Origin of the sequence: Xylanibacter rodentium (genome assembly GCF_013166575.1) — a bacterium.
Classification (GTDB): domain Bacteria; phylum Bacteroidota; class Bacteroidia; order Bacteroidales; family Bacteroidaceae; genus Prevotella; species Prevotella rodentium.
This window is the reverse complement of sequence record NZ_JABKKE010000001.1, coordinates 272015-293892: the sequence shown is the minus strand read 5'-3', so window position 1 is coordinate 293892 and position 21878 is coordinate 272015. Positions and strand designations below refer to the sequence as shown.

Here is a 21878-nt window from a genome sequence, read left to right as displayed (position 1 = left end):
CATGGCAGAGTTGAAACAAGTTTTACTCTGCTCATTTGACTTAACGAAAACTTTCATTTCTATAATGGCCAATATTGCATTGTAAAAGTGCCGCTTTTAGGATGTGAAAGTGGCACTTTTACAATGCAAAAGTGGCACTTTGGGAATGCAAAACATTTAAATTAATTTTGTTGACTAACTTAAATGAGAATCATTTTCTTTATCCTACCGGTATGGATTTCTCGCGATTTATATGTAAATTTGCATGTGGATATGAAAAAAAGTAATGGCATAATCGTAAGACATTACCAATCGCCGTGTGGTGTTTTGGTGCTTGGCTCATTCGATGGCAAACTTTGTCTGTGTGACTGGCAGATTGAGAACCACCGCGAACGTGTGGACAGACGGTTGAGGCGGATATTGCAGGCCGATTTTGAAGAGGGGACATCAGCGGTGACGGAAGAAGCTGCGCGACAGCTCGACGAATATTTTGCGCGGCAGCGCCGTGAGTTTGATGTCCCGTTGTTGCTTGTAGGAACGGATTTTCAGAAAACAGTGTGGCGGGAACTGTTGAAGATACCTTTCGGTGTGACGTTTTCCTATGGTGATATGGCACGTCGCATAGGGAAGCCAGGTGCTGTACGTGCGGTGGCTAATGCCAATGGGGCAAATTCGATATCTGTTTTTGTTCCTTGTCACCGTGTCATAGGCAGCGATAATTCGCTTACGGGTTACGGTGGTGGGCTTGATGCCAAGCGGATGTTGTTGGAACTGGAATGTGTTTTCTGATGTGTGTAGCTTACCGTTATAGTTATATGTTTACAATGTGAGTACAGAACTGTGCGGTACTTTGTTTATGTGTTACGATAATTATAGTTTTGTCAAGAACAGATTCGGTCAGTCTGTCAAGAAGAATCCGTTCAGTATCCTTGTCAAGCGAAGCGGTCGGTTCGTCCAATAGCAGTATGCCGCCTGTATGAAGCAGGCCTCTGGCAATAGCTATGCGCTGTGCCTGGCCTTCGCTGAGTCCGGTACCAAGTTCTCTGCAAGGTGTATTCAGTCCTTGGGGCAATTCGTAAACGAAATCGGCGGCGGATACAATAAGAGCATCGTGCAATTCTTCATCCGAGGCATCGGGCTTTCCTAACAGCAGATTGTCACGTATGGTTCCATTGAGGAGTGTATTTCCCTGTGGTACATATACGATGTTGCAACGTGTCTGTGGCGAAGCGACAGCTTCTTGTTTCCTGTCGTATAAAATGATGTTTCCTTTTTGGGGTATCAGCAGTGCAGCCAACAGATGCAGCAGTGTGCTTTTACCTGTTCCGGACTTTCCAAGTATGGCTGTAAGGCTGCCCGGAATGAAGTTGTGGGAAAAATTCTCAATGATGTTGCGGTCATCATTCGGATAAGAAAAATATACATTTTCAAGTCTGATCCCAGGCATGTTTCCCAGCTTTATCGGAGTGTCCTGTTTCTCTGTTTTCAATGTTGCCAATCCGTTCAACCGCTCTACGGATGTAAATGTATGGATAAAGGCCATGATGTGATTTCCAAGTTTTACAATAGGTTGTTGCACTTGATTTGCCAATTGTATAAATGCTGTTACGGTTCCGAATGTCACCGTACCTTGCCATAGGCAGAAAACACCCCACAGAAAAGCTGTTGTGTGGCCTGCGGCAAATCCAGACTGTACCATTGTCCGGGAGAATATGTAAAAATCGGTTCTGCATTTTATTTGCCGGTAAAGGATGTTCTGTAATGAGAATAAGCGTTGTGAAGCCAAGTTTGTGGCGGACAATGCGGAAATCAATGTCCGGTGTTGCAAATTGTCCTGCAGATAAATTTGTATATGGCTGTCCGTAATCCTGATATTTTCTGTAAGTTTTCGCATCTTGTGGATATGCCTTTTGCTTGACAGTAATGTTACAGGCATGATTAATAAAATGATTCCGGCCAACCGTATATCCAATGACAGCAGGAAAATAAAAGCGGCAAACATACGGATAGATGTTACACAGCCGGATGGTATCACATGGCTCAGAAGGTTGGCTACAATGTTGACATCCTTTTCCAAACGATTGATGATGTCGCCCGTATGTATGTTTTCACTACTCGTCAAAGGACCTTTCATGATATGAATGAAAAGACTGTGGCGTAGTCTGTTTGCAAGTTTTGTTTCTGTCAGTGATTCTTGTCTCTTTATTACAGCGGAAAGCAGCTGTTGTAGTACAACGCATACCACTATAATACATACAAAAAGAACAAACGGACCTTCACTTTTGCCGGTGGCTATGTCTATCAGATGTTTGCTTGTCCAAATAAAGAATATGGATGTGCCGACATGCAGGATTCCGAAAATAGTGTTGCATGCCATGGTTGCACGCACTCCCTTGGTTGTTTTCCATAGCCATAAGATATATTCTTTTATCTGCATGATATATATAATATCATTAATTTATTGTTTTTTATTTTCAACATTGTCAAACAAGATACTGCCTGCATAAGTGTATATTCTCAAATTGTCATGTATGTCAACTGCAATGTCATAAAGAATATCGAATTATAACTCATGAAAATGCGTCTTATTGGATAATGTGATTTGTATACCGGACGCAAATGTACAATAAAAACATGAGATTATACATTTAAACTTTAATTACTTAACAATATTTTCAATAGTTGTTTCTTAATTCTTGATAATAATTGCTAACTTTGCAGCCAATGTTAATATTAACCGTTTTATAAAAAAGTTTATTTATGAAGGTTTCTCATATAGAACATTTGGGAATCGCTGTGCAGAGCATAGATGAATCCCTGCCTTATTTTGAGGAAGTATTAGGCTTGAAATGCTATAATGTTGAAGTTGTGGAAGATCAGAAAGTGAAGACCGCTTTTTTGAAGTGCGGAGAGGTGAAGTTGGAGCTTCTCGAACCGACATCTCCGGACAGCACAATACAGAAGTGGCTTGACAAGGGCAATCATGGTGTGCATCATGTCGCATTTGCTGTTGAGGATGGTGTGGCGAATGCTTTGGCCGAGTGTGATGCAAAGGGCATAAAGCTCATAGACAAAGCTCCGCGCAAGGGTGCAGAAAGCCTTAATATAGCATTCCTTCATCCCAAATCGACAGTAGGAATCCTTACAGAACTTTGTGAACATTAATATATTATTAAGAACGATATACTATAATGAGCAAGCAATTAGAAAAAATCAAGCAGCTTATAGAAAAGCGTGAACAGGCCCGTCTTGGAGGAGGTGAGAAGGCTATCGAAAAACAGCATGCACGTGGCAAGTACACGGCACGTGAACGCATAGACATGCTGCTTGATGAAGGCAGTTTCGAAGAGTACGACATGTTCAAACTTCACCGTTGTACAAACTTCGGAATGGAAAAGAAGCAGTATTTGGGTGATGGTGTTGTTGCCGGTTCGGGAACAATCGACGGTCGTTTGGTATTCATCTTTGCCCAGGATTTTACAGTGAACGGCGGTTCGCTGTCTGAGACTATGTCGCAGAAGATATGTAAGGTTATGGACATGGCCATGAAGATGGGTGCGCCTGTAATCGGTATCAATGACTCGGGTGGCGCACGCATTCAGGAGGGTATCTGCGCTCTTGCCGGTTATGGAGAAATATTCGAAAGGAATATTCTTGCCTCGGGTGTTATCCCGCAAATCAGCGGTATCTTTGGTCCTTGTGCCGGTGGTGCCGTTTATTCTCCAGCGCTAACCGATTTCACTCTTATGATGGAGAATACGTCTTACATGTTCCTTACCGGTCCGAAGGTTGTAAAAACTGTTACAGGCGAGGATATAGATCAGGAACATTTGGGCGGTGCAAGTGTGCATGCCACCAAGAGTGGTGTTACACATTTCACTGCATCTACCGAGGAAGAAGGTCTGCAGATGATAAAGACTCTGATGAGCTATATTCCGTCCAACAACATGGAAATGGCTCCACGCAAGAAGTGTGAGGACCCGATAGATCGTTTGGAAGATAGTCTCAATGAAATTATCCCCGAGAATCCGAATGAGGCTTACGATATGTACAAGGTGATTGGTGCCATTGTCGACGAAGGTGAGTTTTTCGAGGTACAGCCTAAGTTTGCGAGAAACATCATTGTGGGTTTTGCCCGCTTCAATGGACAGAGTGTAGGTATCGTAGCCAATCAGCCGTCATGCTATGCAGGTGTTCTTGATGTTAACGCCAGCCGTAAGGGAGCACGTTTCGTACGTTTCTGTGATGCTTTCAATATTCCGATTGTTTCGCTTGTTGATGTACCAGGATTCTTGCCGGGTACAGGTCAGGAGTACAATGCCGTAATCCTGCACGGAGCAAAGTTGCTCTACGCTTATGGGGAGGCTACTGTGCCAAAGATTACAGTCACACTGCGTAAGAGCTATGGAGGAAGTCATATCGTGATGGGTTGCAAGCAGTTGCGTGCAGACCTTAACTATGCTTGGCCGTCGGCGGAGATAGCCGTTATGGGTGCTTCGGGAGCAGTCGCTGTACTTAGTGCCAAGGAGGCTAAGGCAAAGAAGGAGGCCGGTGAAGATGTCAAGGCTTTCCTTGCAGAGAAAGAGGAAGAGTATACAGAGATGTTTGCCAACCCGTATCAGGCTGCGAAGTATGGATACATTGACGACGTGATAGAGCCCCGTAATACTCGTTTCCGTATCTGCCGTGCTTTGGCTCAACTTGCAACAAAGCGTGAGAGTTTGCCTGCCAAGAAGCATGGAAACATCCCGATGTAATAAAGGGTGTTGTATTTTTTATAATTAACTCTTATGGACAATAAGGAAATATTTGCTGCAATAGCATTGGCTCTGCATGAGTTTGAGGGCAACAATGTCCACGACAGCGAGTCCGGCAAGATTACGATTGTAAGACGTGACACTCAGTGGAACGGACATGCCTTGCAAATGACTGCACATCCATAAACAACAAGGTTGAGACATTATTGATATGAAAGAGTATAAGTATACAATCAACGGAAACAAGTATGACGTTGTCATCGGTGACATTACTGACAACATTGCTGATGTTACGGTAAACGGTGAAGTATATAAGGTGGAGATGGAACGTGAGGAGAAAAAGATAGAAAAGCCCAAGGTTGTCCGTCCCGTGGCTGTTGTCGAGCCTAAAGCTGCACCGGCCGGTGGTGCCGGTGCCAGATCTCAGAATGCCGTGAAGTCTCCTCTGCCCGGTGTGATAACTGAGATAAAGGTTGCCGTTGGTGACGAGGTGTCTGCCGGTGACATCGTTGTTGTACTTGAAGCAATGAAGATGGCAAATAACCTTGAGGCTGAAAAGTCAGGCAAGGTGACGGCTGTCTGCGTTCAGGAAGGACAGAGCGTGATGGAGGGTGATCCTCTCGTAGTGATAGAATAAAATAAGCACAGGGCCTTTGGATGAGATGGCTTTGTCCTTATAAATAGAGCAAGACACGGAGAAATAGAATGTGGGGCACTGCCCCGTATGGCGTTTCTCCGTGTCTTTTATTGCTTTGTGTTGTCCGTTTCCGACTATAGTCTGTTTCCTTCTTTGGGAAATACTACTGACGGTTTGAATCCTTTTGCTTCTTCAAAATCCATCAGGGCATATGATATGATAATGCACACGTCTCCGACCTGTACCTTTCTTGCTGCAGCTCCGTTGAGGCAGATACAGCCCGAGCCGCGTTCTCCCTTGATGATATAGGTTTCGAACCGTTCTCCGTTGTTATTGTTTACAATCTGTACTTTTTCTCCGGCTATCATTCCGGCTGCGTCCATCAAGTCTTCGTCAATGGTTATGCTACCCATGTAGTTGAGGTTGGCCTCGGTTACGGTGACGCAGTGTAATTTCGACTTCAATACATTAATCATCATTGTTCTTTATACTTTATGTGATCAATAAGTCTTATTGGTTTTTTGCCACAATACACCGTTATACATCCTACGACGTATGGGGTGGTGTCCCATGTTGCGACGTCCTGCAATGTGAGGCCGTCGACAATGGAAAAGTATTCCACTTTCAGTCCGTTGACAGAGTTGATGTTTTCCACAACGTAGTCGTGAGTCTCTTGTACTGTGTGATTTTTGGCGAAATCTATGCTGGCTACCAGTGTTTTGTATATGGTCGGAGCTATGGCCCGCTCATCGGTAGACAGCAATGAGTTGCGGCTGGAGAGCGCTAAGCCGTCTTTGTCGCGTATGATGGGGCATTCACTGATCTTGACGTTTATGTTCAAGTCTTTGACCATAGCTTTCACAACAGCTATCTGTTGCCAGTCTTTCTCACCGAAATAAGCCACATCAGGGGTGGTGATGTAGAATAAACGGCTTACAATCTGGCATACGCCGTTGAAATGTCCGGGGCGGTGTGCTCCTTCCATAACGGTGGATACCGGAGGGTATTCAAAGTGTCGGGTGTCAGGTTCCGGATATATCTCGTCCACAGAGGGGGCAAATATATAATCAGCTCCGCAGTTGTTGATGAGGCGGCCGTCGGCTTCGAGGTTGCGCGGATAATTTTTCAAGTCATTCTTGTCGTTGAACTGTGTGGGATTTACGAAAACGGAAACAACCGTAACGTCATTTTCTGCAACACTGGTTTTTATTAAGGATGCATGTCCATCGTGCAACGCGCCCATTGTGGGCACTAAGCCAATCTTTTTACCATTCTTACGGACTTCAGCGAGTTCGTTCTGAATATCAACAATCTTATGAAAAACTTCCATGTCTTATTAAACAATTTAATGTTTCAATTCAAATTGGGTGCAAAATAACAACATTTTTACCAAATAAGGAAAAAATATAGTAAAAATATGCCAAATTAAATGCCTATTTATCTAAAATAGATTGTTGTTTTAATAAAATGCCAAAAAAAAATCGTAACTTTGCATCTAATTAAATATCATGTCATGGCAAAGAAAATATTATTCATCAACCAAGAAATCTCTCCGTATGTTCCTGACAGCTCGCTTTCGCTGATGGGACGTAATCTTCCACAATTCATGCAGGAAAAAGGATATGAGATACGTACATTCATGCCGAAATGGGGAAATATAAATGAACGTCGCGGACAGTTGCATGAAGTTATCAGGCTATCGGGAATGAATCTTATCATTGACGATACGGATCATCCGTTGATAATTAAGGTAGCTTCTATTCAGTCGTCAAGGATTCAAGTCTATTTCATAGATAATGATGACTATTTCACCAAACGTCTGATGGCTTCTGATGAAAAAGGTGAAGAATATTCAGATAATGGAGAGCGTGCTATCTTCTTTGCCCGTGGTGTACTTGAGACAGTCAAGAAGTTGCGTTGGGTTCCGGATATAATTCATTGTCAAGGTTGGATGAGTTCTGTTGTTCCGCTTTATGTTAAGACAGCATATCATGAGGAGCCTTCCTTTGCAAACACAAAGGTTGTAACATCTCTTTTTCCTAAGAGTTTGAATAAAAGCATTGGGGATAATTTCAAGAGAAGTCTTGAGTTTCGCGATGTAAAGGCTGACTTGTTAGGAAAGTACAGTGACAATTTTGATTTCGATGAATTGATAAAGCTTGCGATAGATAATTCCGACGGGGTAATAGAAGTCGGAGATGATGTAAGTGCGGACTTGGCCGATTATGCAATGCGGCAAAATATTCCGTTACTTAAGAATCCCGGTACGGATTTTGTAGATTCCTATGAGAAATTCTATAATCAGATATGCGAGGATTAAAACTTTATCAGGAATAAACTACAAGGATATATATCATTTAAGATTTAGCATTTCAATGATGAAAATGAAATTTCTGTCAGGAATCGTGTTGACCTCGATTCTCTTGATTTCATGTGATGACACTACGGATACTTTAGGTAATTCACTTACGAACAATGTAGATCAGTTTCAGATTATAACAGATACTTTTAATGTGAGGACCAGATCTGTCGTTGTAGACTCCGTATTGTCCCGTAGTCAGTATAGTTATCTTGGGCACATGAAAGACCCGGAAACTGGAACATATGTCACAAGCAACTATACCACACAATTTGCTGTGATGGAATCATTTGACGAAATGCAGATATTGCCTAAAAAGGATAGTATATTCAGTCGCAATGCAAACGGAGAAATCATAGCAGACTCATGCAGGATTCAAATTTATTTTTATTCTTCCATGGGTGACTCGCTAAACCCAATGAGACTAACCGCATATGAGATGAAGACCCCTGTAAAGGAGAATGAATTGTATTATACTAATTTTGATCCGGAGGCAGAAGGAATGTTACGCTCTGACAACAAAGCCTTGAAGGTGAATAAGGTATATACTCCAGTTGACCTGAATCTGAAAGACAGTCTGCGCGGTATGATTGTTGATAAAACAAACATGGAGACTGTCTCAATACCAATGAATACCAAGTATTATGATGTTGACGGGAATGAATATGAGAACTATGGTACATATATTATGAGAAAATATTATGAGAATCCTGATTTCTTTAAGAATTCATATAATTTCATTCATAATGTGTGCCCTGGGTTCTATATAAAATCCACTGATGGAGTAGGAGTTATGTCAGAGGTATATCTGACAGATCTTGTTACATATTATCAGTATGAAAGCAACGACTCGGTATATACAGGTTCGCTGTTGCTGTCTGGAACTAAGGAGGTGTTGCAGACAACCAACATACAGAATGACCGTAACAGAATAGAGCAGCTTGCAGCAGACAGTTCATGTACATACTTGAAAACTCCGGCTGGAATATTCACAGAAGTGACTTTGCCTGTAGATGAGATAAAGTTTGGGCATGAGCGTGATACTGTAAGTTCAGCAAAGATAGTGTTCAACCGAATCAATGCAGATGATGATGTAAAAACTCCGTATATAGCTCCCACGCAGATCCTGATGATTCCGGCAGATAGTCTTTACAGTTTCTTTGAAGAGAACAACTTGCCTGACAACAAGACATCTTTTGTCGGCACATATAGTGGAAAGTATAATACATATACGTTTAACAACATATCCACATTGATATCCATGATGTATGAAAACAAGAGAAATGGAAAGGCAACAGAAAACTGGAATAAGGTAGTGTTGGTGCCGATAACAATTTCGTATAACGAATCATCGTCATCTTCGTCAGTAACTAATGTATCAAACGAAATGTCGTTACGTAGTACACGTCTTGTCGGGGGGTATCGTAACAGTCGCCAGCCGATAAAGATAAGTGTGATATACAACAGGTTTACCAAAGATTAGTATCTATTGTTTATGGCTGATAATTATATAGAGAACAGTCTGGAGAAATATGAAATCCGCAAGCAGGCTTATTTGAAAAAGAGAAAGCATTTGCCAAAGTCAATGAGCGCAAATACTTATGATACAAGATATAAGGTCAGAGAAGAAGTTCTTTAAAAGTATTTTTGAATAAAAGGTATTTCGGATGACATAACAAGTTACAAACAGGAGGCTGTGTCAGACACAGCCTCCTGATATTGTTTTGGGCGTGCAAAGATTTTTATGTTAACCTATAGGATGCGTGTTAAATAAATGCAATGGTAAGCCCGGCCATGACAATGCTTACCATCGACATTAATTTAATCAAAATGTTGAGTGATGGACCGGAGGTGTCTTTAAACGGGTCTCCTACTGTGTCACCGACAATTGTTGCTTTATGGCAGTCGGAACCTTTGCCTCCGAAGTTTCCTTCCTCTACCATCTTCTTGGCATTGTCCCATGCACCTCCGGCATTGGCCATGAAAACGGCAAGTGTAAACCCGGCTGTAAGTCCGCCGACGAGCAGTCCCATAACTCCAGCTACTCCAAGGATTATTCCTACAGCGATGGGAATGATAATGGCAAGCAGACTCGGGAATATCATTTCACGTTGGGCTGACCTTGTGCTTATCTCCACGCAACGCCCGTAGTCGGGAGTGGCTTTGCCTTCGAGTATTCCTTTTATTTCGCGGAACTGGCGGCGTACTTCTTCAACCATCGTCTGTGCTGCACGTCCTACAGCTCCCATTGTCAATCCGCAGAAAAGGAATGCTGACATACCGCCGATGAATGCTCCGACAAGTACTTTTGGATTCATCAGGTTTACTTGGAAGAAGTTCATATAGTCTATCATGTTGGCGGTGGCAGGATTGAATGTTTCGCCCAGATTGTCTACGAATATCTTTCCTTCGTCTGCAGCACGTATCATGGCAATCTTTATCTCTTCTACGTATGATGCAAGCAGTGCAAGAGCTGTCAGTGCCGCGCTTCCGATGGCAAATCCTTTTCCTGTAGCGGCTGTCGTATTGCCCAATGCGTCGAGTGCGTCAGTACGGTGACGCACCTCTTCACCGAGTTCGCTCATTTCGGCATTACCTCCGGCATTATCTGCGATGGGCCCATAGGCATCTGTTGCCAATGTAATTCCAAGTGTAGAGAGCATACCTACCGCTGCTATGCCAATGCCATAGAGACCTTTTGATATGCTTTCGGCATTCATTGACAGGTCGAAATGATTGGCACAGAGATAACTCATAATTATGGCTACAGATATGGTTATTACCGGAATCATTGTTGAAATCATGCCGGTACCGATACCTTTTATGATGACAGTTGCAGCCCCGGTCTGTGACGATTCGGCAATACTCTGTGTAGGTTTGTATGTGTGACTTGTGTAGTATTCGGTGCCCTGTCCTATTATTACTCCTGCAAGCAGACCGGTTACTACAGAGAATGACATGCCGAGCCAGTTGTCAAGTTGAAGCATATAAAGTATGATGAATGAGGCAATGGCTATCAGTATGGCTGAAACATTTGTTCCGAGTCCGAGAGAATGGAGCAGGTCTTTCATTGTGGCTCCTTCCTTTGTTCGTACAAGGAATATACCAAGCAGTGAAAGGAATATGCCTACAGATGCGATAATCATTGGGGCGATGACCGCTTTAAGCTGCATTTCGCCGTTGAGAGCGAATGCCGTGGCTCCGAGAGCTGCGGTACTGAGTATACTTCCGCAATAGCTTTCGTACAGGTCGGCACCCATGCCCGCCACATCGCCTACATTGTCACCGACGTTGTCGGCTATTGTTGCGGGGTTTCTCGGATCGTCTTCAGGGATATTGGCCTCGACTTTTCCTACGAGGTCGGCTCCAACGTCGGCAGCTTTGGTATATATGCCGCCGCCTACACGTGCGAACAATGCTTGTGTTGAAGCACCCATACCGAATGTGAGCATAGTTGTTGTTATTGTAACGAGAGCCATGCTGTCGCCATTATAGAAATAGCTCAGTACAAGGAACCAAATGGCAATGTCAAGCAGACCAAGGCCTACAACCACAAGTCCCATGACGGCTCCGCTGCGAAATGCTATTTTCAGTCCTTTGTTCAGACCTTGTCGTGCAGCGTTGGCCGTACGTGCAGATGCGTATGTGGCTGTCTTCATACCGAAAAATCCGGCAAGACCGGAAAACAGTCCGCCGGTGAGAAATGCAAACGGCACCCATGGGTTCTGTACATGCAGGACATAAGCCATGAATGCGAATACAAGAGCGAGAATAACAAAAACCGCGCCTACGACTTTGTATTGTTGTTTTAGATAAGCCATGGCACCGCGTCGCACGTGGCCCGCTATTTCCTTCATGCGTGGAGTACCTTCTTCTTCGTGCATCATCTGACGGAAAAAGAACCAAGCCATTCCTAAAGCTGCCACAGAGGCAACCGGAACTAACCAAAAAGCTGATGGGATGTTCATTGTTTTGTTGTTTTAAAGTTAGGTTTAATTGATTCAAGACAAAAAGGAGAGCGTGTCATTAGGGATGTTCATAATTTGTGAGCTTCTCTATAATAATGACACACTCTCCTTGAGATTATGAGATATTGACGTACTTGCTTTATTCGTCACCGTCGAAGTCTGATATGTTTTCCGCTTCTTCGTCAGAATCAGAGCTTATTTCAAATGTTGTACGGTAGTTGTCTTCCGTAATATTCTCATCATCAAACTCTGTGGGTTCATCAGGCTCGTCGTCTTCTTCGGGCTTGTTGTATGTGTCTTCAGGAATCTCGTCCTCATCACGTGTCTGTAGTTTCAGGCGTGGTTTTTCTGTTTCCGGCTTGACTTTTGCAAAGATGGCTTCAACCCAAGTTCCCTTGACCACTTCCAGCACTTCATATCCGTCTGCAACTTTTTTCTCATACATTCCCCCCGGCTTATGCAGGCGGTCTTTGGGCAGCGTGGTGGTAGAGATATCAAATCCGCTTTCGATTATGTCCTGAATGCTTTGTGACAGAGAATCCCATCCTCCTCCGAAGTTACGTTCCAAAACTTCGATGAGTTTTGCTGCGGATATGTGGTGTATGTTTTCGTATGTAAGGTCGGTTACTCTTACGATCGGGCGTTTTTTGACGGCCCATACCACTTTTGTGCCATCATCAGTTCTGACGTTGCCTATCTTATACCCTTGTTTTTCATATTTCCCTTTTATTATCGCTGAATCGTCTTTTAGTTCCTCTATCATAAAAGCACTTCTGATCATATCTACATACCTCCGTATGCAATCCTTGATGTCAGAGTCTTTATCTGCCCCATCCATCATTCGGAAGATATCGTTTTCCTGTAAGTCCCAAACGTTGTTTTTCGTTAAGGTTTTCAGTGTGAGTGCTTTTTTTAATGTTGTTTCTTTCATCGTTCTTTTTTATGTTTGTTGTTTCTTGTTTTTTTGTTTGCAAATGTATATGTTTTCTTTTTTTTATATGTAGTTTTTATGTTAATTTCTCCAAAAAAGCAACAGGGATTAATGTTCTTCTGACGGTTTGCACTACCTTTGCAGTCAGTTATGTCACAACCATTAGCTGAAAGATTACGCCCTCGCACGCTTGATGACTATATCGGGCAGAAGCATCTTGTGGGTGAAGGAGCTGTCCTGCGTCGTATGATAGAGGCCGGACATATTTCGTCGTTTATTCTTTGGGGGCCTCCAGGTGTCGGCAAGACAACTTTGGCTCAGATTATAGCCAATAAACTGGAAACTCCTTTTTATACACTCAGTGCCGTTACAAGTGGTGTAAAAGATGTAAGAGACGTTATCGACAAAGCAGGTCGCAGCCGTTTTTTCAACGAAGCCTCACCGATACTCTTTATCGATGAGATACACCGTTTCAGTAAATCGCAGCAAGATTCACTTCTTGGAGCTGTGGAGAAAGGCACGGTGACGCTGATAGGAGCCACGACAGAGAACCCGTCGTTCGAGGTCATACGCCCGTTGTTGTCGCGTTGTCAGATTTATGTCTTGAAGTCTCTTGAAAAGGATGACCTGACGGAATTGCTCGACAGAGCGTTGTCAGAGGATATTATTTTTCGCGAGCGTAATGTGAAGTTGCAGGAGACCGGTGCCCTGTTGCGTTATAGCGGTGGCGACGCCCGCAAGTTGCTTAATATGCTTGAACTTGTGGTAGAATCGTTTCCTGTTGAAGATGAAGTAGTCATTACAGATGACATTGTTGTCAGACAGCTTCAGCAGAATCCGCTCGCTTATGATAAGGATGGTGAAATGCACTACGATATAATCTCTGCTTTCATAAAGAGCATACGAGGCAGCGATCCGGATGCTGCCGTCTATTGGCTTGCCAGAATGATAGAGGGTGGGGAAGACCCTAAGTTTATCGCCCGCCGGTTGGTGATAAGTGCTTCAGAAGATATCGGTTTGGCAAATCCCAATGCTCTTTTGCTGGCCAATGCCGCTTTTGATGCAGTGGCTAAGATAGGATGGCCGGAAGGACGTATTCCCCTTGCTGAGGCCACTGTATATCTGGCTGCGAGTCCTAAAAGCAATTCGGCGTATCTTGCTATTGATACTGCTCTTGAACTTGTCAGACGAACCGGCAATCAGCCGGTTCCGCTGCCGATAAGAAATGCTCCTACCAAACTGATGAAAGATTTGGGATACAGCGACGGATATAAATATCCTCATGACTATCCCGGGCACTTTACACCTCAGCAGTATATGCCGGATTCTTTGACCGGTGAACGCCTGTGGCATTGTCAGGACAATCCGTCTGAGCACAAACTCCATCAGCGTATGATGGAATGTTGGGGCTCGCGGTTTGAGAAATGACAAGGCGCGGTTGAGAGAAACGATAAGAAACGTAAATGTATATAAATGACAGATAGAATGAATATTGTCGTATTGGACGGATACAGCCTGAATCCCGGCGATTTGTCATGGCACGGACTTAATCAGGAGGGTGAGCTGACTGTATATCCGCGCACCTCGGCAGACGAGGTGATTGAACGCTGTGTCGAGGCTGATGCCATTCTTACCAACAAGGTGGTGCTTGATGCTGCCATAATGAACAGCCTGCCACGGTTGAAGTATATCGGTGTGTTGGCCACAGGATACAACGTGGTAGACATCGCTGCTGCCCGTGCACTGGACATCGTTGTAACCAATGTGCCGGCCTATAGCACAGACAGTGTAGTGCAGATGACGTTTGCACATATTCTCAACATGACCAACCGCATAGGGCATTATGCCGGACAGAACCGGACGGGGCAATGGAGCCGCAGCGAGGATTTCTGTTACTGGAACACGCCGCTCACCGAACTGTCGGGCAAGACCATCGGCATCTACGGCCTGGGCAGCATAGGCATGAAGGTGGCCCGTGTGGCAATGGCCTTCGGCATGGATGTGTTTGCCTTTACGAGCAAGGCATCGTCAGTGCTTCCTGCGGGAATACAGAAGACAACATTCGACGGACTGTTAGGAGCAAGTGATGTGCTCACTCTTCACTGTCCGCTGACCGCCGATACACGCGCTATCATCAATAGCGACACCATAGCAAGGATGAAACCGGGCGCACTGCTTGTCAATACGGCCCGCGGCCCCCTGATAGACGAAAAGGCCGTGGCCTATGCCCTTGCCGACGGCCGTCTGGGAGGCTATGGCGCCGATGTGATGTGCGATGAACCGCCCGCAGCCGACAATCCGTTGCTGTCGGCTCCCAATGCGTTTGTCACGCCACACATAGCCTGGGCCACCCGCGAGGCCCGTGTGCGCCTTATGAGTGTGGCTGTGGATAATGTGCGGGCATTTGCCGCCGGTCACCCAGTCAATGTGGTGAACCGGTGAGATTGTAGAATTAAAGATATGCTTGGTCTATAAGTATTAAGGTATGGAAGAGAACATAACATCTGTTCCCGTACTGCGGTTTATCGAGCTTCTCGGGACGTTCGCGTTTGCCATATCGGGCATACGCCATGCCGCTGCAAAGCATTTCGATTGGTTTGGCGGTTATGTCTGTGGCATAGCCGTTGCCATCGGTGGAGGAACAATACGTGATGTGATGCTTGGCGTCACTCCGTTTTGGATGACTAACCCCATCTATATGATATGTACCGCTTTTGCACTGGTGGTAGTCATAGTGTTTGCCAAGTATATGGAGTATCTCAGCAATGCCTGGCTCGTATTCGATACATTAGGTTTGGCCCTTTTCACCATTGCCGGAATACAGAAGAGTCTGGCTTGCGGACAGCCGTTTTGGGTGGCTATAATAATGGGGTGCATCACGGGAGCGGCCGGAGGAGTGATACGCGACGTGTTGCTCAACAACGAGCCGGTGATATTCCGCAAGGAGATTTATGCCATAGCGTGCGTGTTCGGCGGTCTTACCTATTGGCTGTTGCGCGAAATGAGCATGCCGATTGAAATCACTGTCACGGCAAGTTTCTTTGTAACGTGCATCATACGCTTCTTGGCTGTGCGCTATAAGATATCGCTGCCGTTGCTTAAAGACAGTGGTAATGCTTAGAAGAGATACGGCTATATATTTCAGAGATATGTTTTGACACTGCCTCATAATGGCAAATAATACTAAAGCGTAACGAAACGATAGAAACATTGTTCGTTACGCTTTATTTCTTTTGTGATGCGAGTATAGGAGTTATGTCAAAACGACCTGTATAGTCTTTTGTGTCATCAATCTTCTTGACAAAACACTTCGTCGGCCGTCACGAAACCGCCGTTTGTGCATAACGGGCCGAAATACGCGAATTTTCGGTTAAAATAGGATGCGTTGATAATCAATATGTTACGTGTGATGGATTGTCGCGGGCCCATGTAAGAAAAGCAGAGAGGCCGCTTTGAGGTTGCGAAAGCGGCCGTTTGACCTTGCAACGAGGCCACCGTTGCAAGGTCAAACGGCCGTTATGGCGGAGCAATAAGGCCCTTACGGCGAGTGGAAGGGCCTTTCAGGCATGAAAATCATGCTCAAAATGTGGATTAGGAGAGCAGAAAGGGCCTTTCGGCATTTCTATTTCAAGAGAAAATAAGTGCAGAAAATTAAGAATAAATACGACAAAAGAAAATAATCGGGAATCCGTAATTTGAGATCGGATTACTGTTTATGGTGTATATTTTGCTATTACTTTTACATATCGTATACTTACGGTCAGTTTTTATCGGGCAGTAATAATATTTATACTGCGTCAGCGGCAGGATTCGAACCTGCATTTTCAGTAACCGAGCCCGGTATTACGCGTATGTGTTACTGACGTCCTGTCACGTTTAGACGACGCTGTTCTGTATGTCCGGTGAAAAAAACTATCCCGTTTTTTACGCTCGTTATAGGTTCGTATATCCGGGCATCAGGATTTATTTCCTTTAATTTCCGGATTAGCTTGTTGGCGCAATAACGGTCGTTTTCAAGTATCAATATATTTTTCATACTGTGAATTTTAATTTGTGAGCCTTAACCTGTCATTTCTGTGCCTGTTTACAAGATAGGCAATAATGATCACACCGCAGGTCAGCATTTCTGCCGAGGGTATGGCAAGCCATAAGCCGGGTACGCCTATGATGCGAGGCAAAACAAGGAAACACGGCACGAGGAATATCACACCTCTAAGAAGAGTATATACAGTTGACGCAACCGCCTTTTCAATGCTTTGATAATATCCTATGAAAGCTATGTTTACAGCGAAAAATGCCGCGCACACCGCGAAATAAGGAAGTCCGTTGGCGGCAAGAGTATATGCCGTGTCACCGGAGTCAAGGAACAGCCCGGCAATCTTGTCGGCTCCGAACATCAGGAAGAATGTAATGAAGAAGCCGGAGATGAGAGCGGTCTGCAAAGACATCTTCAATGCCTGACGCACGCGGTCAATCTGGTGGAAGCCGTAGTTGTAGCTTATGATTGGCTGAGCCGACTGCGCGACGGCATTGCCTATCGAGAACACCACGGGGAACAGGTAGCAAACCACCGCAAACGCCGCCACTCCGCTTTCTCCAAGCATTGCCAGGAACATGTGATTTCCGGTAAGCATCATGACGCTCATGGCGAGTTCCGTCAATAATGTTGCAAAACCGATTTTCATCATATACCCCGTATTGCGCAAGGTCAGCAACATTGACGTTGTAGATAGTTTCAATCGATAAAAATACAACTTGTTATGAAATTTGAGGAAATATATAAGAGCCATCGCCCCGCCTACCACACATGATATTGAAGTCGCCATAGCCGCCCCCATAGTACCCATCTGCAAGGGGAATACAAAGTACCAGTCAAGTCCGATGTTCAGCACCGCCACCACAACCTGTATCCACATCGCATACTTTGGTGAACCGTCAAGTCGTATAAGCATCATACCCACATACTGCACGCACAGGAACAATATGCCGGGGAGCATCCACAGCATATATTTGATTGCATTGGCTTCAAGCAGCGGGCTTGCGCCGAGAAGATAGACTATCTTTTTTGAGAACAGCAGGCACACCGCACATACAAGAGCCATTATTATAGACCCCACTACAAATGCCTGCGTCATTATTATTCGGGCAGCCTTGAGTTTATTCTCCGACATTCTGATACCGGCAATCACCGAAGCCCCTATGCCGAACATAAGTCCGATGCCTGTACTCACCATATATATCGGCGACACGATATTGACAGCCGCCAGACCGTCGGCACCGACACCGTGACCGACAAATATACCGTCGATAACTGTCAGCGCGGATGTGAAAATCATAGCCACGAGTGTCGGGAAAAACAACGCCCGGAACAGTTTGCCTATTTTACCGTTGCCGAAGTCAAGTTTATCCCTTCCGAGATTTCTGTTTTCTTCCATAATTTAGAGATTACTGTTATTTTATGTTGCAAAGTTAGATATAAAAATTCGATGGGGAATGGTGATTTTTCGGGGTATCGTGGTACAAATCAATACTATATTGTTTTTACATCAGAAAAAAGAACTAAATTTGTATCGTTATGAAAGCTTTATATATTGGCAATACGACAGGCGTAACCGACTGGAAAGACTGCGTTGGGCACTCTATAAGAACCGACGGTTGCATATTCTTCCTATGCACCGCAGGTATGGCGGTTGTATCCGTGAATATGCAAAAAAAGCCATTGCGCCGCAATGACCTTCTTGTTATCACCTCAGATATGTTTGTTTTTGTCGAGGGTGTGTCAGCCGCTTTTGAAGTAAGTTATGTATCACTTTCGGTGATAATGCTTGAAACGGCATACTACAAAATTCCCGATCCGTCACTGTGGGATTATCTTCACTACTTTCCTATATTGCCACTGATTGAAATACATTATCTGCTTGTTTCCAACTGGATTTCCCAAGTCAGATGGATTTTTGACAATATTCCGTCGGCAAACCGGATAACAATGCTAAGTTATCAAGTTTATAATCTCTTCGGAGGTATTGAGGCTGAATTTTCCAAAACCGACATATTGGAACAGATGGCATACAAAAATAATGCCCGTTCAGTCATGAATAAATTCTGGTCGCTGCTTATGAAAAATTCGCCTAATGAGAAAGAGGTGAAATTCTATGCCGACGCATTGAGCATAACCCCGGATTATCTATACAAGGTTTGCAGGCGCATATACGGTATTTCGCCAAAAGCGTTGATAGACCAGCAACTGACGGTGGAGATAAAGACTCTACTGACAGATACCGATATATCTATAAAGGAAATTGCTTACCGCCTGCGTTTTGAAGACGACTCCTATATGTGTCGCTTTTTCCGTCGCGTAACAGGGATGTCGCCAATGCAGTTCCGAATCGGTACGAAACAGTCTGAAAGGAGTTAAGTTAACATGTGCGTTATTCTTCAACTCCAATAGGTTGTCATTTTTTCTGTTGCATGCTACAGCACTTTAACAGTACAATGGCCGTGTACAAAATCGGTATGTCATAAGTTTTTGGGTCAATGAGGAGTCCTGTGTTATAATTAGAGTGTTTATTGGATATTTAGCCTGCTTTAGGCTGTGATTATTCTGTTGTCGGGGCTTTTTCTGTATTCGGCTTGTTGCCGGTTTCTTTCTTTTTGCCGCGACATCGATTGTGGCTTCTTCTTCTGTTACTACTCTTTTCGGCGCTACTTTTATCGCTGTCAGTACAGTTATTATCGTTGCCCTTGTTCTTGTTGTTGCCGCCTTTTCTGCGATTGTTGTTGCCGTGGCGGCGTGATGGTTTTTTCTTGTCGGCTGCCTTATACTCCGGTCCGGCTCCCAATCCTTCGGGCAGCGGATTCTTGGTGATTTCTTTTCCGAGAAACTTCTCTATTTGCTGGAATCGGCTTATATCACGTCCGTTGACAAAGGTCATTGCCACTCCGTCCCTGTCGGCCCGCGCTGTTCGGCCTATACGGTGCACATAGTCTTCGGCATCGTGCGGTACATCATAGTTTATTACCATCAGAATGTCGTCGATGTCGATACCTCTGGATACGATGTCGGTAGCTACAAGTACGTCTTTGTGTCCAGCCTTGAAAGCAAACATCACCTCGTCGCGTTCCTGTTGGGTCAGGTCGCTGTGCATCGAACAACTGTTAATGTCCATTTTTCGCAGTTCACGGTCAATCTCTTTTACCTTATCTTTCTTGCCGGAGAATATTATTACACGATTGAGCCGGTTGGTACTGAATAGATGTCTTATGATGCCTGCTTTCTGTGTGTCGTGGCATATATATGCCGACTGACGTATCTTCTCCGCCGGTTTGCTCACGGCAATCTTAACTTCCACAGGGTTGTGCATCAATGTATGTGCCAATTGTTGTATTTTGTCGGGCATAGTTGCCGAGAACATTATCGTCTGATGCTCTCCGGTCAGTCCTTTAGTTATCTGCATTATGTCGTCGCTAAATCCCATGTCGAGCATTCTGTCGGCCTCGTCTAAAACGAAGAAACTGACACGGCTCAAGTCTACATTGCCCATGCGAATATGGCTCAACAATCGTCCCGGTGTGGCTATTACGACTCCCGCACCCATCTTCAGGCTTTTCATCTCCTGGTCATATCGGTTGCCGTCATTGCCGCCGTATACAGCCACGCTACTAACCGTGTCGAGATAATAGCCGAATCCTTGCATCGCCTGGTCTATTTGCTGTGCGAGTTCGCGTGTCGGTGACATTACTATACAATTGATGGCATCCTCCGGATATCCTCCGTCATCGAGCATGCTTAATATTGGTAGCAGATAGGCGGCGGTCTTTCCTGTTCCGGTCTGTGCAACGCCTATGATGTCGTGCCCGTTCAGAATCTCCGGTATGCATTTCTCCTGTATCGGCGTACACTCGTCAAAGTGCATGTCGTAGAGAGCATCCAATATGTTGTCGCTAAGATAAGTATCTTCAAATTTCATTTAATTCGGTGCTTTTTTGTAACAATAATATGCTATGAATGAATATAATATATTGGGTATCCATGCTGCAAGCATCGGTGGTGTGCTGGCATTTATGGCAAATGTCGCACATACTGTTTGCAGCAGAATGTATGAAAAACTCAGTGCCATGCCGATGCCGAGATACAACCCCATGCCTCCTTTGCGCTTGCGGGCGCTCAGGCTGGCTCCGATGATGGTAAGGATGAATGAGGCAAAACTCGATGCAATACGTTTGTGATACTCTACTTCGTATTGTACGACGTTGCTTGAACCGCGGTCTTTCTGTTTGGATATATATCGTTTTAGTTCCGGGCTGGTCAGTGTTTCCTGCTGTCCCTTGCTGAAAACGAGATCCATAGGTTCCATCATCACTGTCGTGTCTGTTTCCATACCCGATGTAATGTGCTCGCGCATACCTTTGAGAGTGCGTATCTTATAGTTTATGGCTTTCCAATGGTATCGGCTGTCCGATATGGTGTCGTACTTGATGACGTTGGCCGTCATGTGGCTTACAAGTTTCTTGTTCTCAAATTTATCTAAGGAAAAGCCGTATCCTGTTTTTGTCTTGTCGTCATACTGCGATATATATGCAATTGTTCCGGGACCTACCTGTAGTTGCACATTGCTGGCCGAAGTGTTTTTCCGGCTGTTCTTGTAAAGCGACTCGAAGTTTTGTCTGACCACCGTACCTTGCGGTATTATGTATGCTCCAAGAAAGAAATTGAGCACGGATATCAATGCGGCCGATATCATGTATGGCCGCATCAGTCGCTTGAAGCTCATTCCACATGCCAACATTGCTATTATTTCGGAGTTGCCGGCGAGTTTCGATGTGAAGAATATAACGGCGATGAATACGAACAATGGACTGAACAGGTTGGCAAAGTATGGGATGAAGTTGGCGTAATAGTCAAGTACTATTGCTTTTAAAGGGGCATGATATGTGCTAAATTTGGCCAGGTTTTCATTCACGTCGAAAACTATCGAGATGGATATAATCAAGATTATGGCATATATATATGTTCCGATGAACTTGCGTATGATATACCCGTCTATCTTTTTTACATAATGTAGCGGGTTAACCATATTCAGCCACAATGACATCATGGCAACCTTACGACGTATGGCGCGTATTGCATGCAATGTCTTGTGTCTGTTTCTTATCTCGCTGTATTCCATTTCTTTGATTTGATTCTGATATTGTATTACTGTATCCCCAATATGCGGATATTATGTTAAAACATATTTCATGTCCTTTT

General features: G+C 44.4%; 19 protein-coding genes and 1 pseudogene. 11 read left to right on the top strand and 9 right to left on the bottom strand.

The window, feature by feature from the left end; translation table 11 throughout:
• Positions 1 to 252 precede the first annotated feature (252 nt).
• A complete protein-coding gene (locus tag HPS55_RS01175; RefSeq protein WP_172173817.1) occupies positions 253 to 768 on the top strand; it encodes a methylated-DNA--[protein]-cysteine S-methyltransferase in 516 nt (171 codons plus the stop codon).
• 22 nt (positions 769 to 790) lie between these two features.
• Here HPS55_RS01175 and HPS55_RS01170 read toward each other — a convergent pair whose 3' ends face one another.
• A complete protein-coding gene (locus HPS55_RS01170; RefSeq protein WP_172173814.1) occupies positions 791 to 2416 on the bottom strand; it encodes an ABC transporter ATP-binding protein in 1626 nt (541 codons plus the stop codon).
• A 323-nt stretch (positions 2417 to 2739) separates the two neighbouring features.
• Between HPS55_RS01170 and mce the strand changes: the two genes are divergently transcribed.
• From mce to HPS55_RS01150, 4 genes are read left to right on the top strand one after another with little or no spacing between them, the layout of a single operon-like run.
• Positions 2740 to 3144: a methylmalonyl-CoA epimerase gene (gene mce, locus HPS55_RS01165; RefSeq protein ID WP_172173811.1), complete on the top strand. Its 405-nt coding sequence runs from the start codon at positions 2740 to 2742 to the stop codon at positions 3142 to 3144.
• A 26-nt stretch (positions 3145 to 3170) separates the two neighbouring features.
• Positions 3171 to 4736, top strand: coding sequence for an acyl-CoA carboxylase subunit beta (locus HPS55_RS01160; protein WP_172173808.1), 1566 nt, complete (start codon positions 3171 to 3173; stop codon positions 4734 to 4736).
• Between the two features lie 33 nt (positions 4737 to 4769).
• Positions 4770 to 4922 carry a hypothetical protein gene (locus HPS55_RS01155; RefSeq protein ID WP_172173805.1) on the top strand — a complete coding sequence of 51 codons (153 nt, stop codon included), beginning with the start codon at positions 4770 to 4772 and terminating at the stop codon, positions 4920 to 4922.
• 25 nt (positions 4923 to 4947) lie between these two features.
• On the top strand, positions 4948 to 5373 hold the full coding sequence (locus HPS55_RS01150) for a biotin/lipoyl-containing protein (RefSeq protein WP_172173802.1): 426 nt from the start codon (positions 4948 to 4950) through the stop codon (positions 5371 to 5373).
• A 134-nt stretch (positions 5374 to 5507) separates the two neighbouring features.
• Here the strand turns inward: HPS55_RS01150 and panD are convergent, their stop codons facing one another.
• Both panD and panC read right to left on the bottom strand, forming a co-directional pair.
• Complete coding sequence (panD, locus tag HPS55_RS01145; protein ID WP_172173799.1) at positions 5508 to 5852, bottom strand: aspartate 1-decarboxylase; 345 nt, start codon at positions 5850 to 5852, stop codon at positions 5508 to 5510.
• Positions 5849 to 6703 (bottom strand): pantoate--beta-alanine ligase, encoded by an 855-nt coding sequence (gene panC, locus HPS55_RS01140; RefSeq protein WP_172173796.1) that lies wholly within the window; start codon positions 6701 to 6703, stop codon positions 5849 to 5851. Before panC ends, panD begins: the two co-directional genes overlap by 4 nt.
• A 183-nt stretch (positions 6704 to 6886) precedes the next feature.
• On the opposite strand from panC, the gene HPS55_RS01135 reads away from it, so the two are divergent.
• Together HPS55_RS01135 and HPS55_RS01130 are read left to right on the top strand one after the other, a co-directional pair.
• Entirely contained in the window at positions 6887 to 7693 is an 807-nt protein-coding gene (locus tag HPS55_RS01135) for a glycogen/starch synthase (protein WP_172173793.1), read from the top strand.
• Entirely contained in the window at positions 7659 to 9215 is a 1557-nt protein-coding gene (locus HPS55_RS01130; RefSeq protein WP_349665756.1) for a DUF4270 domain-containing protein, read from the top strand. The genes HPS55_RS01135 and HPS55_RS01130 overlap by 35 nt, the downstream gene beginning before the upstream one ends.
• 283 nt (positions 9216 to 9498) lie before the next feature.
• Here HPS55_RS01130 and HPS55_RS01125 read toward each other — a convergent pair whose 3' ends face one another.
• On the bottom strand, positions 9499 to 11700 hold the full coding sequence (locus HPS55_RS01125) for a sodium-translocating pyrophosphatase (protein ID WP_172173790.1): 2202 nt from the start codon (positions 11698 to 11700) through the stop codon (positions 9499 to 9501).
• A gap of 139 nt (positions 11701 to 11839) precedes the next feature.
• The gene (locus HPS55_RS01120; RefSeq protein ID WP_172173787.1) at positions 11840 to 12631 is read right to left on the bottom strand and encodes a hypothetical protein; all 792 of its coding nucleotides are present in this window, start codon (positions 12629 to 12631) and stop codon (positions 11840 to 11842) included.
• A 150-nt stretch (positions 12632 to 12781) separates the two neighbouring features.
• Here HPS55_RS01120 and HPS55_RS01115 point away from each other — a divergent pair, with 150 nt between their 5' ends.
• From HPS55_RS01115 to HPS55_RS01105, 3 genes are read left to right on the top strand one after another with little or no spacing between them, the layout of a single operon-like run.
• Positions 12782 to 14059, top strand: a complete 1278-nt coding sequence (locus HPS55_RS01115; RefSeq protein ID WP_172173784.1) for a replication-associated recombination protein A — start codon at positions 12782 to 12784, stop codon at positions 14057 to 14059.
• 57 nt (positions 14060 to 14116) lie between these two features.
• Entirely contained in the window at positions 14117 to 15073 is a 957-nt protein-coding gene (locus HPS55_RS01110) for a D-2-hydroxyacid dehydrogenase (protein ID WP_172173781.1), read from the top strand.
• A gap of 43 nt (positions 15074 to 15116) precedes the next feature.
• Positions 15117 to 15752, top strand: a complete 636-nt coding sequence (locus HPS55_RS01105; protein ID WP_172173778.1) for a trimeric intracellular cation channel family protein — start codon at positions 15117 to 15119, stop codon at positions 15750 to 15752.
• A 735-nt stretch (positions 15753 to 16487) separates the two neighbouring features.
• Here the strand turns inward: HPS55_RS01105 and HPS55_RS01100 are convergent.
• A complete protein-coding gene (locus tag HPS55_RS01100) occupies positions 16488 to 16667 on the bottom strand; it encodes a hypothetical protein (protein ID WP_172173775.1) in 180 nt (59 codons plus the stop codon).
• 10 nt (positions 16668 to 16677) lie between these two features.
• Positions 16678 to 18066: an MATE family efflux transporter gene (locus HPS55_RS01095; RefSeq protein ID WP_172173772.1), complete on the bottom strand. Its 1389-nt coding sequence runs from the start codon at positions 18064 to 18066 to the stop codon at positions 16678 to 16680.
• 140 nt (positions 18067 to 18206) lie between these two features.
• Here HPS55_RS01095 and HPS55_RS01090 point away from each other — a divergent pair, with 140 nt between their 5' ends.
• Positions 18207 to 19046, top strand: a complete 840-nt coding sequence (locus tag HPS55_RS01090; RefSeq protein ID WP_172173769.1) for an AraC family transcriptional regulator — start codon at positions 18207 to 18209, stop codon at positions 19044 to 19046.
• 184 nt (positions 19047 to 19230) lie between these two features.
• On the opposite strand, the pseudogene HPS55_RS01085 reads toward HPS55_RS01090, so the two are convergent.
• Together HPS55_RS01085 and HPS55_RS01080 are read right to left on the bottom strand one after the other, a co-directional pair.
• A pseudogene (locus HPS55_RS01085) lies at positions 19231 to 20598 on the bottom strand (DEAD/DEAH box helicase); the annotation flags it as partial.
• Positions 20599 to 21726 (bottom strand): LptF/LptG family permease, encoded by a 1128-nt coding sequence (locus tag HPS55_RS01080; RefSeq protein WP_253945773.1) that lies wholly within the window; start codon positions 21724 to 21726, stop codon positions 20599 to 20601.
• Between the last annotated feature and the right edge of the window lie 152 nt (positions 21727 to 21878).

What these genes read in the sequence shown, in the direction of transcription:
- HPS55_RS01155 (WP_172173805.1), top strand. Translation starts at nt 4,770, where the DNA reads ATGGACAATAAGGAAATATTTGCTGCAATAGCATTGGCTCTGCATGAG.
- HPS55_RS01130 (WP_349665756.1), top strand. Translation starts at nt 7,659, where the DNA reads ATGAGAAATTCTATAATCAGATATGCGAGGATTAAAACTTTATCAGGA.
- HPS55_RS01110 (WP_172173781.1), top strand. Translation starts at nt 14,117, where the DNA reads ATGAATATTGTCGTATTGGACGGATACAGCCTGAATCCCGGCGATTTG.
- panD (WP_172173799.1), bottom strand. Translation starts at nt 5,852, where the DNA reads ATGATGATTAATGTATTGAAGTCGAAATTACACTGCGTCACCGTAACC.
- HPS55_RS01120 (WP_172173787.1), bottom strand. Translation starts at nt 12,631, where the DNA reads ATGAAAGAAACAACATTAAAAAAAGCACTCACACTGAAAACCTTAACG.
- panC (WP_172173796.1), bottom strand. Translation starts at nt 6,703, where the DNA reads ATGGAAGTTTTTCATAAGATTGTTGATATTCAGAACGAACTCGCTGAA.
- mce (WP_172173811.1), top strand. Translation starts at nt 2,740, where the DNA reads ATGAAGGTTTCTCATATAGAACATTTGGGAATCGCTGTGCAGAGCATA.
- HPS55_RS01105 (WP_172173778.1), top strand. Translation starts at nt 15,117, where the DNA reads ATGGAAGAGAACATAACATCTGTTCCCGTACTGCGGTTTATCGAGCTT.
- HPS55_RS01115 (WP_172173784.1), top strand. Translation starts at nt 12,782, where the DNA reads ATGTCACAACCATTAGCTGAAAGATTACGCCCTCGCACGCTTGATGAC.
- HPS55_RS01175 (WP_172173817.1), top strand. Translation starts at nt 253, where the DNA reads ATGAAAAAAAGTAATGGCATAATCGTAAGACATTACCAATCGCCGTGT.
- HPS55_RS01150 (WP_172173802.1), top strand. Translation starts at nt 4,948, where the DNA reads ATGAAAGAGTATAAGTATACAATCAACGGAAACAAGTATGACGTTGTC.
- HPS55_RS01080 (WP_253945773.1), bottom strand. Translation starts at nt 21,726, where the DNA reads ATGATGTCATTGTGGCTGAATATGGTTAACCCGCTACATTATGTAAAA.
- HPS55_RS01135 (WP_172173793.1), top strand. Translation starts at nt 6,887, where the DNA reads ATGGCAAAGAAAATATTATTCATCAACCAAGAAATCTCTCCGTATGTT.
- HPS55_RS01090 (WP_172173769.1), top strand. Translation starts at nt 18,207, where the DNA reads ATGAAAGCTTTATATATTGGCAATACGACAGGCGTAACCGACTGGAAA.
- HPS55_RS01170 (WP_172173814.1), bottom strand. Translation starts at nt 2,416, where the DNA reads ATGCAGATAAAAGAATATATCTTATGGCTATGGAAAACAACCAAGGGA.
- HPS55_RS01095 (WP_172173772.1), bottom strand. Translation starts at nt 18,066, where the DNA reads ATGGAAGAAAACAGAAATCTCGGAAGGGATAAACTTGACTTCGGCAAC.
- HPS55_RS01160 (WP_172173808.1), top strand. Translation starts at nt 3,171, where the DNA reads ATGAGCAAGCAATTAGAAAAAATCAAGCAGCTTATAGAAAAGCGTGAA.
- HPS55_RS01100 (WP_172173775.1), bottom strand. Translation starts at nt 16,667, where the DNA reads ATGAAAAATATATTGATACTTGAAAACGACCGTTATTGCGCCAACAAG.
- HPS55_RS01125 (WP_172173790.1), bottom strand. Translation starts at nt 11,700, where the DNA reads ATGAACATCCCATCAGCTTTTTGGTTAGTTCCGGTTGCCTCTGTGGCA.